Below are 12,856 nucleotides of genomic sequence, written 5' to 3'. Positions count from 1 at the left end.
ACGCAGGTGGGGCCGTTGGCCACCGAGTCGGGGCTGGCCGACGTGGAGGAGTACGTCGAGGACGCGCGGAGCAAGGGCGCGCGGGTGGTGGTCGGTGGCCGGCGGGTGGACCGGCCGGGGTGGTTCTTCGAGCCGACGCTGGTCGCCGACGTGACCCCGCAGATGCGGATGCACGCCGAGGAGGTGTTTGGGCCGGTCGCGGCGTTGTACACGGTGGATTCGCTGGAGGAGGCGATCGAGCTGGCGAACTCCCACGTGTACGGGCTGGGCTCGAACCTGTGGAGCGAGGACGCCGAGGAGCGGGCGCTGTTCGTGCGTGACATCGCCTCGGGGATGGCGTTCATCAACGGGATGACCGCCAGCTACCCCGAGCTGCCCTTCGGCGGGATCAAGCAGAGCGGCTACGGCCGGGAGCTCACCGAGCTGGGCATGCGGGAGTTCATGAACGCCAAGACCGTGTGGATCGGCGGGCCCAGCAGCCAGCAGGCAAAGGGCAGCACCGCCGGCGCCGCCGCGGAATGACATCCCCGTCCCGGGGCCAGGTGCAGGTTCGGTGAGGAGCGGTCGATGCGTGCGGTGACGATGACGGGGCCCGGCGGCCCGGAGGTACTGGGCTGGGGAGAGGTGCCCGACCCGGTGTGCGGCCCGGACGAGGTGGTCGTCGACGTCGTCGCCGCGGCCGTCAACCGCGCCGACATCATGCAGCGGGAGGGCAACTACCCACCGCCCCCCGGGGCGAGCGAGATCCTCGGGCTGGAGTGCAGCGGCGTCATCAGCGAGGTCGGCCCGCAGGTGACCGGCTGGTCGGCCGGCGACGAGGTCTGCGCCCTCCTCTCCGGTGGCGGCTACGCCGAGCGGGTGGCCGTGCCCGCGAGCCAGCTGCTGCCACCGCCGGCCGGGATGGACCTGGCCACCGCCGCCGCGCTCCCCGAGGTGGTCTGCACGGTGTGGTCGAACGTCTTCATGCTCGCGGGGCTGCGCGCCGGTCAGGTGTTCCTCGTGCACGGCGGGTCCAGCGGCATCGGGACGATGGCGATCCAGCTGGCCGCCCGCGCCGGGGCGCGGGTGGCGACCACCGCCGGCAGCGCGGCGAAGCTGGACGTCTGCCGGCAGCTGGGGGCAGAGATCCTGGTCGACTACCGGGAGCAGGACTTCGTGGCGGAGGTGCGGCGGGCCACCGGCGGGCACGGCGCCGACGTCGTGCTCGACAACATGGGCGCCGCCTACCTCGGGCGCAACGTCGACGTCCTGGCCACCGGCGGGCAGCTGGTGACGATCGGCATGCAGGGCGGCACCAGGGGGGAGCTCGACTTCGGTGTCCTCATGCGCAAGCGGGGGACCGTGCGGGCCACCACGCTGCGCGGCCGGCCCGCCACCGGCCCGGGGAGCAAGGCGGAGGTCGTCGCGGCCGTGCGGGCCGAGGTCTGGCCCGACGTCGAGAAGGGGGTGATCCGGCCCGTCGTGGACCGGAGCCTGCCGATGAGCCGGGCCGGGGAGGCCCACGCGCTGCTGGAGGCCAGCACGCACGTGGGCAAGGTGCTGCTGCTACCGGGGGGCTGACCCCGCCGACCGCTGCGCCGCCAGTGCGGAGAGCGCCGCCACCCCGCCGCTGACCAGGGCGGCCGGGCGGTAGCGGGGGAGGGCGAGCGCCGGCAGCATGCTCGCCGCGTGCAGCCCGTCCACGGCCGCCGCGAACCGCAGCGTCCGCGGGCCCGGGGAGACGAGGACCGCTCCGTGCTGGACCACCAGCCGGGCACCGAGCACCCGGGCCACCCAGCGCCGCTCGTCGGGGAACCGCGGGTCGATCGCGGCGACCACCCCCTGCGGCCGGAGCACCAGCGCCAGGCCGGCGGCCAGCCCGGCCGTCGCCAGGGTGCGGACCGTCGCTCGCTGCACGTTCCTCATGGGTGGCCTCCGGGGCGGTGGGTGGGTCCTCGAGCGGTAGCGCTCTGCCCCGCGGGGGTGGGCAGAGGGCAACTGTGCCGGACGGTGGCCGGGACCGGAGGTGGGCCCCGTCAGGCCGGGGTGTGCGCGTCGGCGCGGTGACCCCCGGGCACGGCCAGGGTGGCGTCCCGGTTCTCGGGCAGCGGCGCGAAGCCGCGCAGCCGCAGGCTGTTGGAGACGACGAACACCGAGCTGAACGCCATGGCGGCGCCGGCGATCATCGGGTTGAGCAGCCCGGCGGCGGCCAGCGGCAGGGCGGCGACGTTGTAGGCGAACGCCCAGAACAGGTTGCCCCTGATGGTGGCCAGCGTCCGCCGGGCCAGCCGGATGGCGTCCGCGGCCACCCGCAGGTCGCCCCGCACCAGGGTCAGGTCGCTCGCCTGGATCGCGACGTCCGTGCCGGTGCCCATCGCCAGGCCGAGATCGGCCTGGGCCAGCGCCGGGGCGTCGTTCACGCCGTCCCCGACCATCGCGACGGTCCGGCCCTCCGCCTGCAGCCGGCGGACGACGTCGACCTTGTCCCGCGGCAGCACCTCGGCGACGACCTCGTCGATGCCCACCTCGCCGGCGACCGCCCGTGCGGCCCGCTCGTTGTCGCCGGTGAGCAGGATCGGGGTCAGCCCGAGCGCGCGGAGCTGGGCGATCGCCGTCGCTGAGGTGTCCTTCACCGCGTCGGCGACCACGAGCACGCCGCGGGCGGCGCCGTCCCACCCGACGGCGACGGCGGTGCGCCCGGCCGCCTCCGCCTCGTCGGTGGCGCGGACCAGCTCCTCGGGCAGCGGGAGCGACCAGTCGGCCAGCAGCCGCCGGCGGCCGACGACCACCGCCGCGCCCTCGACGACGCCCTGGACACCGAGGCCCTCGACGTTGGTGAAGTCGGCCACCGGGGGGAGCTCGCCGGTGCGCTCGGCGGCGCCGGCGGCGACGGCACGGGCGATCGGGTGCTCCGAGGCGGCCTCGAGCGCGCCGGCCAGCCGCAGCACGCGGTCGGGGTCCTCGCCGGGGGCGGGGACGACGTCCAGCAGCGTCATGCGGCCCGTGGTGACGGTGCCGGTCTTGTCCAGGACGACGGTGTCGACCCGGCGGGTGGACTCCAGCACCTCGGGGCCCTTGATGAGGATGCCGAGCTGGGCGCCGCGGCCGGTGCCGACCATCAGCGCGGTCGGGGTGGCCAGGCCCAGGGCGCAGGGGCAGGCGATGATCAGCACCGCCACCGCGGCCGTGAAGGCGGCCGGGAGCCCCGCGCCCGTGCCGACCCAGAACCCGAGGGTGGCCGCGGTCAGCGCCAGCACGACGGGCACGAAGACCCCGGAGATGCGGTCGGCCAGGCGCTGCACCTCGGCCTTGCCGTTCTGCGCCTCCTCGACCAGCCGGGCCATCTGCGCCAGCTGCGTCTCGCTGCCCACCCGGGTGGCCCGCACGACCAGCCGGCCCCCGGCGTTGACGGTGCCCCCGGTGACGGTGTCGCCGGGGCGGACCTCGACCGGTACGGACTCGCCGGTCAGCATCGAGGCGTCGACGGCGGAGGAGCCCTCGGTGACCTCGCCGTCGGCCGCGAGCTTCTCGCCCGGGCGGACGACGAAGCGGTCGCCCGCCGCGAGCTCGGCGACGGGGACCCGCTGCTCGCTGCCCCCGCGCAGCACGGAGACCTCCTTGGCGCCGAGCTCGAGCAGCGCCCGCAGGGCCGCGCCGGCCCGCCGCTTGGACCGCGCCTCGAACCAGCGCCCGGCGAGGATGAACGTCGTCACCCCGGCTGCGGCCTCGAGGTAGATGTTCGCGCTGCCGTCGGTGCGGGCGATGGTGAGCTCGAACGGGTGCGTCATCCCCGGGACGCCGGCGGTGCCCCAGAACAGTGCGTACAGCGACCAGCCGAAGGCCGCGAGCGTGCCGAGGGAGACCAGGGTGTCCATGGTCGCCGCGCCGTGGCGCAGGTTGGTCCACGCGGCCCGGTGGAACGGCAGCCCGCCCCACACGACGACCGGTGCGGCCAGGGTGAGGGAGAGCCACTGCCAGTACTGGAACTGCAGTGCCGGCGCCATCGCCATGGCGACCACCGGGACGGTGAGCAGCGTCGAGACGACCAGCCGGGTGCGCAACGCCCGTAGAAGGGCCCCGTCCTCCTCACCCCTCGCGGGCTCGGGGTGAGCCTCTGCACGGGGCCGCTGGGGCAGCCGGGCGGTGTAGCCGGTCTTCTCCACCGTGGCGATGAGGTCCTCGGTGCTCACGCCGTCGGCGTAGCTGACCTTCGCCTTCTCGGTGGCGTAGTTGACCGTGGCGGTGACGCCCTCGATCTTGTTGAGCTTCTTCTCGACGCGGGCCGCGCAGGACGCGCAGGTCATGCCGCCGATGAGCAGCTCGACGTCGCTGGTGGCGCTGCCGGGGGCGGTGGTCATCAGGGGTGCTCCTCCGAGTGCTCGGCGGTCACCGTGAACGCGGCCGTGTGCACGGCGTCGCCGTGCCGGAAGTCCAGGAACAGCCGGTAGGTGCCCGCCGAGGGGGCGGTGGTGGTGAAGGGGACGTGCGGCCCGGGAGCGGCCCGGGTGCCCTGGTGCTCGGCGGGGTGGACGTGCAGGTAGGCGAGGTCCCCGTCCCGCAGGGCGACCAGGTGCCCGTAGGCGCCGAGATACGGCTGCAGGTCGGTGACCGGGACGCCGTCCCGGCTCACGCTCAGCGTCAGCTCCGACTCCTCGCCCGGGGTGAGCCCGCCGGTGAGGACGACCGTGTAGCCGTCGACCTCCGCCACCTGCGAGGGCGCCGGCACGGGAGCGGGGTCGTAGGGGCCGGGAACGGCGAGGTCGGCGCCCAGGACGCGGTTCTCACCATCGGCCGCGGCGGTGAAGTCGGCGAAGAGCCGCCAGCTGCCCGGCTCCAGCTCCAGGGGAGCGCGCCAGACGCCGTCCTCGCCGAGCCGGGGGTGCACGTGCTGGTAGCCGGTGAGGTCGCGGCGGACCGCGACCAGGTGCAGGTCGACGTCGTGGTCGGTCTCGTAGGCCGTGACCGGGGAGCCGTCGGGCCCCAGGACGCGGAAGGCGACCTCCGTGGAGGGGCCGGCCGGGACGGTGCCGTCGGCGAGGGCGAGGGTGTAGCCGTCCTCGCTCACCTGGAGGCCGGCGGGCGCCTCCACGGCGGCCGGGGCGGCGGCGTCGTGGCCGCCGTCCCCGTGTCCGTCGCCGTCCCCGTGCCCGGCTCCGGCCGGGGCCTCGACCGTGCCGGTGGGGCCGACCGCGGAGCCCACGCCGACCGCCGCGCCGAAGACGGCGACCAGGCCGACGGCGAAGGCGGCGATCCTCGCGGGTGCGTTCATGGCGCCGGCCGCGTCAGCGGCCGCTCACCTCGTATCCGGCCTCCTCGACCGCGGCGCGGACGGCGGCGTCGTCGACCGGCTGCTCGCTGCTGACGGTGAGCCCGCCGGTGGCGAGGTCGACCTCGACGCCGGTCACGCCGGGCACCTGCGAGACCTCCTCGGTCACCGCGCCGACGCAGTGGCCGCAGGTCATGCCGGTGACGGTGTAGCTGGTGGTGGTCATGGGGGTTCCTCTCGGTTCAGGTGGTCAGGAGCGGACGAGGCGGGCGATCGCGTCGGTGGCCTCGCGGACCTTCTCCTCGGCCTCGCGGCCGCCGGCGCGCGCGGCGTCGACGACGCAGTGGCTCAGGTGCTCCTCGAGCAACCCGAGCGAGACCGCCTGCAGCGCCTTGGTCATCGCCGAGACCTGGGTGAGGATGTCGATGCAGTACTTCTCGTCCTCCACCATGCGCTGCAGACCGCGGGCCTGCCCCTCGATCCGCCGCAGGCGCTTGAGGTAGTCGTCCTTGCGGTGGATGTAGCCGTGCGCGTGGTCGTGGCCGGTGCAGGCACCGTCGGTGGTCTCCACGTCGTCCCTCCTGCCGGCGCCGCACCCTGCGACACCGGGACGAACCATACCCCCCTAGGGTTCAGTCGTCCACCGGGTTCGGGTCCTGCGGCTCCTCCTGCAGCCGGGCGAGGTCGGCGCGGGCCGCGGCGAGCTCGTCCTGCAGGCCGACGATGACCTCGGCGGACGCGACCGGGTGCCCGTCGTCCAGGAGGCCCCGCATGCGCGCGGCGAGCTCCAGCTGCCGGCGGGAGTAGCGCCGGTGGCCGCCGGGGGAGCGGTGCGGGGACAGGATGCCGGAGCCGTCGAGGCTGCGCAGGAAGGCGGCCTGCACGCCGAGCAGCTCGGCGGCCTGGCTCATGGTGAGCGCCGGGTACTCCGGGTCGTCCAGCCGGCGCAGCGGGTCCTGCTCCTCGGGTGCCATCGCGGCGCGCTCCTGTCCTCGTGGGCGGTGGCCCGGTGGGCGGGTCGGGAACGGCGCAGGGGCCGGGCCCCGGACGGGCCCGGCCCCTGCGGTGCTGCCGGTTCGGCCGCGGTCAGCTCTCGACCGCCTTGGCCTCCTGCTGGGACTCGCCCTCGATCGTGCGGGCCTCGACCTGGGCGGGTGCGTCGGCGCGGGTCACGGTGATCCGGCGCGCCTTCGCCTTCTCCGCCACCGGGATGCTGATGGTCAGCACCCCGTCGTGGTAGCTCGCCTCGAGCCGGTCGGTGTCGAGGCTGCGGCCGAGCACCAGCTGACGGGTGTAGCTGCCGAAGGGTCGCTCGGCGACGGTCCACTCGGCGTTCTCCAGCTGGGGGACCGAGCGCTCGGCGCTCACGGTGAGGGTGTTGCCCTCGACGGAGAGGTCGATCGACCCGGGGTCCACGCCGGGCAGGTCGAAGTGGGCGACGAAGTTGTCGCCGACCCGGTAGGCGTCCATCGGCATGCCCGAGAGGGCCCGGGCGGTGGCGGTGCCGCCCCGACCGGTGAGCTGGTCCAGCGCGCGGAAGGCGGCGGACGTGGCGGCGAACGGGTCGTAAGCGGTCAGCATCATGGCTGGAACCTCCTGTGACGGTCGTGCTGTTGTTCGCTGCCCGAGGATGAACCTCTAGTGGCAACTGGAGATTACCTCGGTCGCGCACTCTGGTAAACGTCTTCGTCCGCGAAATGTTCCCGAGGGTTCCGTCGCGTCGCGCGGGCGGCGGGTGCGTGAACCGCCGCTGCACGGGGCAGGACGCTGGCGTGGAGGAGACGACCAACGACCTGCCGCGCCAGGAAGCGCCCACCGATGACGCGCCGCCCGCCGAGCCCTCCGTCTCGCACACGGTCGAGGGGGAGACGGTGCGGCTGGTCGTCGGCGGGGAGCTGACCGAGGCCGCGCGCCGCCCCCTCGTCCGGGTCCTCACCGACCTGCTGCTCACCGAGCACTCCCTGCGGCGGGTGGAGCTGCACCTGCGCGACGTCGGCTTCATGAACTCCGCCGGCCTGGCGGTGCTGGTGCAGCTGCAGAAGCTCGGGGTGCCGCGGGCCATCGAGACGGTCCTGGTGGACCCACCCCCCTCGGTCTCCCGCCCCCTGCAGCTCACCGGGCTGTGGCACCGCTTCACCGTGGTCGCCGCCGACGGCCGGGTGGTCGCGGAGCCGTCGGGCGGCGGCGGCCCCGCCCCGCGGGATCCCCGACACACCTGATCCGCACGCCCGCGCGGCTCCCGGCTGCCCGGCTCCTAGCCTGACCGGGTGCCCGCCAGCGATCCGCACGCCCACGTCCACGGTCCCGACCCCGACGCGCCACCGCCCAGCCCCGAGGCGCTGACCCGCCGCCGGCGGGCGGTGTGGCTGATGCTGCTGGTCCTCGTCCCCGTGGGGCTGGCCACCGTCGTCGGGCTGTTCGTCCTGTGGCCCAGCGGCGAGCCGACCCGCGCCCAGCTGGCGGCGGAGCAGGCGCTGCCGCCGGGGACCACCTACCCCGACGGCCGGGTCGCCGCCCTCGAGGAGTACGACTGCGGCGTCGAGGGCCGGCCGGCGACCTGTGCGACCGCCGTCGTGGAGGTGCTCGACGGCGACGGCGAGGGCGAGTTCGTCGAGCTCGACCTCGACGCGGTGGTGGTGGCCAACGGGGTCGAGGAGGGCGACACGCTCGTCCTGACCCGGGACGCGGCAGCCGAGGGCGGCGTCACCTACGGGTTCTTCGACTTCGCCCGCGACCTCCCCATGGTGACCCTGGCCATCGTCTTCGCGGTCGTCGTGGGCCTGGTCGCCCGGCTGCGCGGCCTGGCCTCGTTGGTCGGGCTGGCGTTCGCCTTCTTCGTGCTCCTGCAGTTCGTGCTGCCCGGGCTGCTCGGGGAGGGCTCCCCTGTGCTGGTCACCCTCGTCGGCTCGGCGGCCATCATGTTCGTCGTCCTCTACCTCGCGCACGGGTTCTCCGCGCGGACGACGACGGCGCTGGTCGGCACCCTCTTCGGGCTGGCCCTGGTCGCGGTCATGGGGGCGCTCGCGGTGCAGACCGCGCGGCTCACCGGGCTGACCAGCGAGGAGACGGTGCAGCTGCAGACCTACGACCCGACGCTCGCCTTCTCCGGCCTCGTGCTGGCCGGCATGGTGGTCGCCGGGCTGGGCGTGCTCAACGACGTCACCATCACCCAGGCCTCGGCGATCTGGCAGCTGCACGAGGTGGACCCGTCGATGACCTGGCGCGAGCTCTACACCCGCGGGATGACCGTGGGGCGCGACCACATCGCCTCCACCGTCTACACGATCGTCTTCGCCTACTCCGGGGCGGCCCTGCCGCTGCTGCTCCTGTTCGAGCTCTACGCGCAGCCCTGGAACGTCGTGCTCACCTCCTCGGCGCTGGCCGAGGAGGTCATCCGGACGCTGGTCGGGGCTATCGCGCTGGTGCTCGCCGTCCCGGTGACGACGGCGGCCGGAGCCTTCTTCGCCAAGGCCGCGGACACCCAGGCGGGAGCGGCCACCGAGCGCAGCGTCACCGCGTTGCGGACTAGATTCGCCCGGTGACGATCGACCGGGCCCAGGAAGGACCCCCTGCCCCCCACCGCTCGCACGCCCGCGGCGGGCCCCTGCAGGGGGCCGAGCGGGACGGGGTCCTCCAACTGCTCGCCGCCGCCCGGGCCGCCCCCGGCTTCATGCCCGACGACGAGGGCTGCGCCCTGCACGAGGCCGCGCGCACCGTCGCGGTCCCGGGCCCGCTGCTGGAGGTCGGCAGCTGGATGGGGAAGTCGGCGCTCTACCTCGCCGCCGCGGCGCGGGAGACCGGCCGCCAGGTGGTCACCGTCGACCACCACCGCGGCTCCGAGGAGCACCAGCCGGGCTGGGAGTACCACGACCCGTCGCTGGTCGACCCCGCGGTCGGGCGGATCGACACCCTGCCGCGGTTCCGCCGGACCATCGCCGACGCCGGCGCCGAGGACGTCGTCGTCGCCGTCGTCACCCGGTCGGAGACCCTCGCCCCGCTGTGGAGCACGCCCCTGGCACTGCTGTTCCTCGACGGCAGCCACACCGAGGAGTCCGCGCGCCGCGACCAGGACGCCTGGGTGGCCAAGCTGGCCGTCGGCGGCACCCTCGCCATCCACGACGTCTTCCCCGACCCGGCCGACGGCGGCCAGGCGCCCTACGGCGTGTACCGCCGGGTGCTGGAGAGCGGGGAGTTCGAGGAGCTGCCGGGCACGGGGTCGCTGCGGCTGCTGCGCCGCACCGCCTGAGCCCGTGCCGAGACGTCGTCCTGCCGGCACGGGGGTGCAGGATGGGCCGGTGCTCCCACCCGACCACCTCTCCCGCGCCCGGGTGGAGGCGCTGGCGCAGATCGAGGCGCTGACCCGCGAGTTCGACGCGATCGTCGCGGCGTCGCAGGCGTCCAACGCCGACGACGAGCACGATCCCGAGGGCGCCACCATCGCCTTCGAGCGGCAGCAGGTGGCCGCGCTGCTGGAGCAGGCGCGCCGCCGGCTGGCCGACGCCGACGCCGCGGTGGTCGCCGTGGAGAACGGCACCTACGGCCGCTGCGAGACCTGCGGCCGGCCGATCGCGCCGGAGCGGCTCGCCGCCCGACCCACCGCCCGCACCTGCATCCGCTGCGCCCGCTGACCCGAGCGTGTGCGCTGAGGGGGTGTTCCCGGCACGGAGCCCCCGCGTCAGCCCACATCCTCCGGTTCAGCTGACGTAGCGGCGGGCGGTCGAGTTCCGCTGCGCCTCCTCCAGAGCGGCGAAGCGGGCCTCCGCGTGCGGCGGCAGCACCCGCCGCTCGCGCAGCACCCACGGCAGGCCGCGGGCCGCCTGGAGCAGGCCGCGGGCGGTCACCCGGTCCCGCGGCACGGTCCGCAGCAGGTGCAGGGTGCGACGCAGCGCGGGGCGGACCGGCCGCCGCAGCCAGGTGGTCCACAGCGTGTTGCGGATGCCGTCGGCCCGCCTCTTGTGCGGGTCCCGGGCGGTGCTCGCCTGGTGGTGGAGGGTGAGCTGCTCGAGGTAGCACAGCTCCCAGCCGCGCGCGGCCAGGTCGCCGGCCATCAGCTCCTCCTCGCCGCCCAGCCAGAGCCGCTCGGAGAAGCCGCCGACCTCGGTGAAGGCCTCCCGGCGCAGCACGGATGCGCCGGCCAGGAACGAGCCCAGGGCGGGCCCGGGCAGCCAGTCGGCGCCCCGCACGGGCGAGTCGCGCAGCTCGGCGACGATCGGGTCCTCGGTGCCCCCGGGCTCCACCACGATGCGGGCGGTGACGATCGCCAGCCGCGGATGGGCGTCCAGGACGTCGGCCGCGGCGCGCAGCGAGCCCGGCTCCCACCAGGTGTCGTCGTCGCAGAAGGCGACGTAGGGGGTGCCGAGCCGGGCGACGCCGAGGTTGCGGCCCACCGCACCCAGGTTCTCGGGGCTGGCGATCAGCTCCACCTGCGGGAACCGCTCGCGCACGGCGTCGGCGGTGCCATCGGTGGAGCCGTTGTCCACCACCACGACGTGCGGCTGCTCGGGGAGGGCCACCAGCCGCCGCAGCGCCAGCAGCAGCTCGTCGCGCCGCTGGTGGGTGATGACGACGACGGCGACGCGCGGGTCCGGGCCGGTGGTGCGGTCGCCGGCCGGCGCCGGAGAGGTGGTGCCGGCCGTGCTCACGGGCGCTCACCGGCCAGCACCCGCAGGCCCGCCCGCACCGAGGGCGGCACCGTCTCCCGCCGGCGCAGCGCGGCCGGGGCGTCGGGCAGCGCGCGCAGCAGCCCCTCGACGCCCGGGCGGCCGGCGCGCGCGGCCCGCCCCGCCGTGCGTGCGACGTCGAGTGCCGGGAGGCGCATCGCCGCGGTGAGCAGCCGGCTGCGCCAGATCCCCGCCTGCCGGATGCCGGGCGCGTCGCGCCGGGGGGACGGGTGGTGGTGCACGGTCACCTCGTCGACGTAGGCCAGGCCCCACCCGGCGGCGGCCAGGTCCAGGGCGAGCCGCTCCTCCTCGCCGGGGAACCGGACCACCGGGTCGAAGCCGCCGACGGCCTCGAAGGCCTCGGTGCGCACGAGGGCGGCGCAGGCCACGAAGCCCAGCAGCGAGGGGCCCGGCAGGTCGCGGGCGGTGCCGAGCGGGCTCGCGGCCATCTCCTCGCAGACCGGGTCGAGCCGCTCCTCGGGCCCGACGAGGACGCGGGCGTTGAGCAGGGCCAGCCGGGGGTGGGCCCGCATGATCGCCACGGCGCGGGCGAGGTCGCCCGGCGCCCACCACGAGTCGTCGTCGGCGAAGGCGAGGAAGGGGGTGCGGGCGCGTGCGGCGCCCAGTGTGCGGCCGTGGGCGCCCTCGTTGCGCTCCAGCGGCAGCAGGGCCACCTCGGGGTGCGCCTGCCGCACCGCCTCGACCGTGCCGTCGGTGGAGGCGTTGTCGACCAGCACCACCGGGGCCTCGTGGCGCGGCAGGGTCGCCAGCAGGTCCTCGCGGCGGTTGCGGCTGGCGACCACCACGGTGACGTCGGCGGAGGGGTGCGGGGATCGGCCGGTGCCGGGGGGCGCGCTCACGGGGACACCGTGCCCGCACCTCCCGCCAGCCAATCAACCGGGGTGGTGGCATCGACCAGGCCCGCGGCCGGCAGCGCCTCCGGCACGGCGAACAGGACGCTGGCGGGGGAGGCGCCGGACAGCGCGTCGGCGGCCAGCAGGACGGCGGCCGCCGTCCAGGTGGTGCGCTCGACGGGCCACCGCGCGTCGTCCGGGTAGACGAAGCCGGTCCAGTAGGCGCCGTCGGGGCCGCGCAGGTGCTGCATGGCCGCGACCTGCTCCAGAGCGGCGTCGCGCTGCCCGGCGACGACGAGGGCCAGCGCCAGCTCGCACGTCTCCGCCCCGGTCACCCACGGCCGGTCGGCCACGCAGCGGATGCCGAGCCCGGGGACGACGAAGCGGTCCCAGTCGGCGGCCAGCCGCTCGCGGGCGGCCTCACCGGTGACCGCGCCGGCGAGCACCGGGTAGTACCAGTCCATCGAGTAGCGGGAGCGGTCGGCGAAGGCCTCCGGCCGGCCGCGCAGCGCCGTCCCCAGGTCGGCGACGGCCAGCTCCCAGTCCGGCTGCGCCTCACCGGTGAGCTCGGCCAGCGCCAGCCCGCAGCGCAGCGCCTGGAACAGGCTGGCGCTGCCGGTGAGCAGCGCCAGGTCGTCGGGGGTGCCGTCGGGCCGCAGCGCCCAGGAGATGGCGCCACCGGGCAGCTGCATCCGGGTGACGAGGTCCAGCCCGGCGCGCACCGCCGGCCACAGGTCGGTGACCAGCTCCTCGTCGCCGCTGGTCAGCCAGGAGTGCCAGAGGCCGACCGCCAGGTACCCGGCGTGGTTGCTCTCCGCGGCCGGCGCGGTCTCCACGCCCCCGCGGTACTCGGCCGCCCAGCTCCCGTCGCGCCGCTGCCGGCCGGCCAGCCAGCGGTACGCCGCCGCGGCGCGGAGGTGCTCGCCGCCGAGGTCCAGGGCCATCGCCGCCTCGACGGAGTCCCACGGGTCGAGCTGCCCGCCGGCGAACCAGGGGAGCGCGCCGTCGCGGTGCTGCTCACCGGCGATCCAGGCCACGGTCCGGCGCACCTGGTCGGCCCCGAGGACCCCCGGCAGCTCCGGGAGCACCACGCGGCG

16 protein-coding genes are annotated in these 12,856 nt (G+C 75.7%); 6 read left to right on the top strand and 10 right to left on the bottom strand.

Annotation, left to right across the window (positions count from 1 at the left end):
* Both ACI792_RS18295 and ACI792_RS18290 read left to right on the top strand, forming a co-directional pair.
* Nucleotides 1–522: aldehyde dehydrogenase family protein (locus tag ACI792_RS18295; protein WP_456603851.1), on the top strand; the 522-nt coding region annotated here is incomplete at its 5' end.
* A 45-nt stretch (nucleotides 523–567) separates the two neighbouring features.
* The gene (locus tag ACI792_RS18290) at nucleotides 568–1,560 is read left to right on the top strand and encodes an NAD(P)H-quinone oxidoreductase (RefSeq protein WP_456603850.1); all 993 of its coding nucleotides are present in this window, start codon (nucleotides 568–570) and stop codon (nucleotides 1,558–1,560) included.
* Here the strand turns inward: ACI792_RS18290 and ACI792_RS18285 are convergent.
* From ACI792_RS18285 to ACI792_RS18255, 7 genes are all read right to left on the bottom strand, one after another.
* The gene (locus ACI792_RS18285) at nucleotides 1,546–1,905 is read right to left on the bottom strand and encodes a hypothetical protein (protein WP_456603849.1); all 360 of its coding nucleotides are present in this window, start codon (nucleotides 1,903–1,905) and stop codon (nucleotides 1,546–1,548) included. The genes ACI792_RS18290 and ACI792_RS18285 overlap by 15 nt on opposite strands.
* A gap of 110 nt (nucleotides 1,906–2,015) precedes the next feature.
* Complete coding sequence (locus tag ACI792_RS18280) at nucleotides 2,016–4,337, bottom strand: heavy metal translocating P-type ATPase (protein ID WP_456603848.1); 2,322 nt, start codon at nucleotides 4,335–4,337, stop codon at nucleotides 2,016–2,018.
* The gene (locus ACI792_RS18275; RefSeq protein WP_456603847.1) at nucleotides 4,337–5,248 is read right to left on the bottom strand and encodes a hypothetical protein; all 912 of its coding nucleotides are present in this window, start codon (nucleotides 5,246–5,248) and stop codon (nucleotides 4,337–4,339) included. Before ACI792_RS18275 ends, ACI792_RS18280 begins: the two co-directional genes overlap by 1 nt.
* A 13-nt stretch (nucleotides 5,249–5,261) precedes the next feature.
* The gene (locus ACI792_RS18270; protein WP_456581546.1) at nucleotides 5,262–5,471 is read right to left on the bottom strand and encodes a heavy-metal-associated domain-containing protein; all 210 of its coding nucleotides are present in this window, start codon (nucleotides 5,469–5,471) and stop codon (nucleotides 5,262–5,264) included.
* A gap of 24 nt (nucleotides 5,472–5,495) precedes the next feature.
* Nucleotides 5,496–5,816, bottom strand: a complete 321-nt coding sequence (locus ACI792_RS18265; RefSeq protein WP_456581545.1) for a metal-sensitive transcriptional regulator — start codon at nucleotides 5,814–5,816, stop codon at nucleotides 5,496–5,498.
* Between the two features lie 61 nt (nucleotides 5,817–5,877).
* Entirely contained in the window at nucleotides 5,878–6,219 is a 342-nt protein-coding gene (locus ACI792_RS18260) for a helix-turn-helix domain-containing protein (RefSeq protein ID WP_456603846.1), read from the bottom strand.
* Nucleotides 6,220–6,331: 112 nt separating this feature from the next.
* Nucleotides 6,332–6,829, bottom strand: a complete 498-nt coding sequence (locus tag ACI792_RS18255; RefSeq protein WP_456581543.1) for an Hsp20/alpha crystallin family protein — start codon at nucleotides 6,827–6,829, stop codon at nucleotides 6,332–6,334.
* A 188-nt stretch (nucleotides 6,830–7,017) separates the two neighbouring features.
* On the opposite strand from ACI792_RS18255, the gene ACI792_RS18250 reads away from it, so the two are divergent.
* The 4 genes from ACI792_RS18250 to ACI792_RS18235 are packed head-to-tail and all read left to right on the top strand — an operon-like array spanning nucleotide 7,018 to nucleotide 9,873.
* Entirely contained in the window at nucleotides 7,018–7,464 is a 447-nt protein-coding gene (locus tag ACI792_RS18250; RefSeq protein WP_456581542.1) for an STAS domain-containing protein, read from the top strand.
* A gap of 48 nt (nucleotides 7,465–7,512) precedes the next feature.
* Nucleotides 7,513–8,787, top strand: a complete 1,275-nt coding sequence (locus tag ACI792_RS18245) for a YibE/F family protein (RefSeq protein ID WP_456603845.1) — start codon at nucleotides 7,513–7,515, stop codon at nucleotides 8,785–8,787.
* On the top strand, nucleotides 8,784–9,491 hold the full coding sequence (locus ACI792_RS18240; protein ID WP_456603844.1) for a class I SAM-dependent methyltransferase: 708 nt from the start codon (nucleotides 8,784–8,786) through the stop codon (nucleotides 9,489–9,491). Before ACI792_RS18245 ends, ACI792_RS18240 begins: the two co-directional genes overlap by 4 nt.
* A gap of 49 nt (nucleotides 9,492–9,540) precedes the next feature.
* Nucleotides 9,541–9,873: a TraR/DksA family transcriptional regulator gene (locus tag ACI792_RS18235; RefSeq protein ID WP_456581539.1), complete on the top strand. Its 333-nt coding sequence runs from the start codon at nucleotides 9,541–9,543 to the stop codon at nucleotides 9,871–9,873.
* A gap of 66 nt (nucleotides 9,874–9,939) precedes the next feature.
* Here the strand turns inward: ACI792_RS18235 and ACI792_RS18230 are convergent, their stop codons facing one another.
* Genes ACI792_RS18230 through ACI792_RS18220 form a run of 3 tightly spaced genes read right to left on the bottom strand, consistent with a single transcriptional unit; the run spans nucleotide 9,940 to nucleotide 12,850 of the window.
* Entirely contained in the window at nucleotides 9,940–10,887 is a 948-nt protein-coding gene (locus ACI792_RS18230; protein ID WP_456603843.1) for a glycosyltransferase family 2 protein, read from the bottom strand.
* On the bottom strand, nucleotides 10,884–11,765 hold the full coding sequence (locus ACI792_RS18225; RefSeq protein WP_456603842.1) for a glycosyltransferase family 2 protein: 882 nt from the start codon (nucleotides 11,763–11,765) through the stop codon (nucleotides 10,884–10,886). Before ACI792_RS18225 ends, ACI792_RS18230 begins: the two co-directional genes overlap by 4 nt.
* Complete coding sequence (locus tag ACI792_RS18220) at nucleotides 11,762–12,850, bottom strand: prenyltransferase (RefSeq protein WP_456603841.1); 1,089 nt, start codon at nucleotides 12,848–12,850, stop codon at nucleotides 11,762–11,764. Before ACI792_RS18220 ends, ACI792_RS18225 begins: the two co-directional genes overlap by 4 nt.
* Nucleotides 12,851–12,856: the final 6 nt, after the last annotated feature.

Source organism: Blastococcus sp. SYSU DS0669 (assembly GCF_054050895.1).
This window is presented reverse-complemented; position numbering and strand designations above follow the sequence as displayed.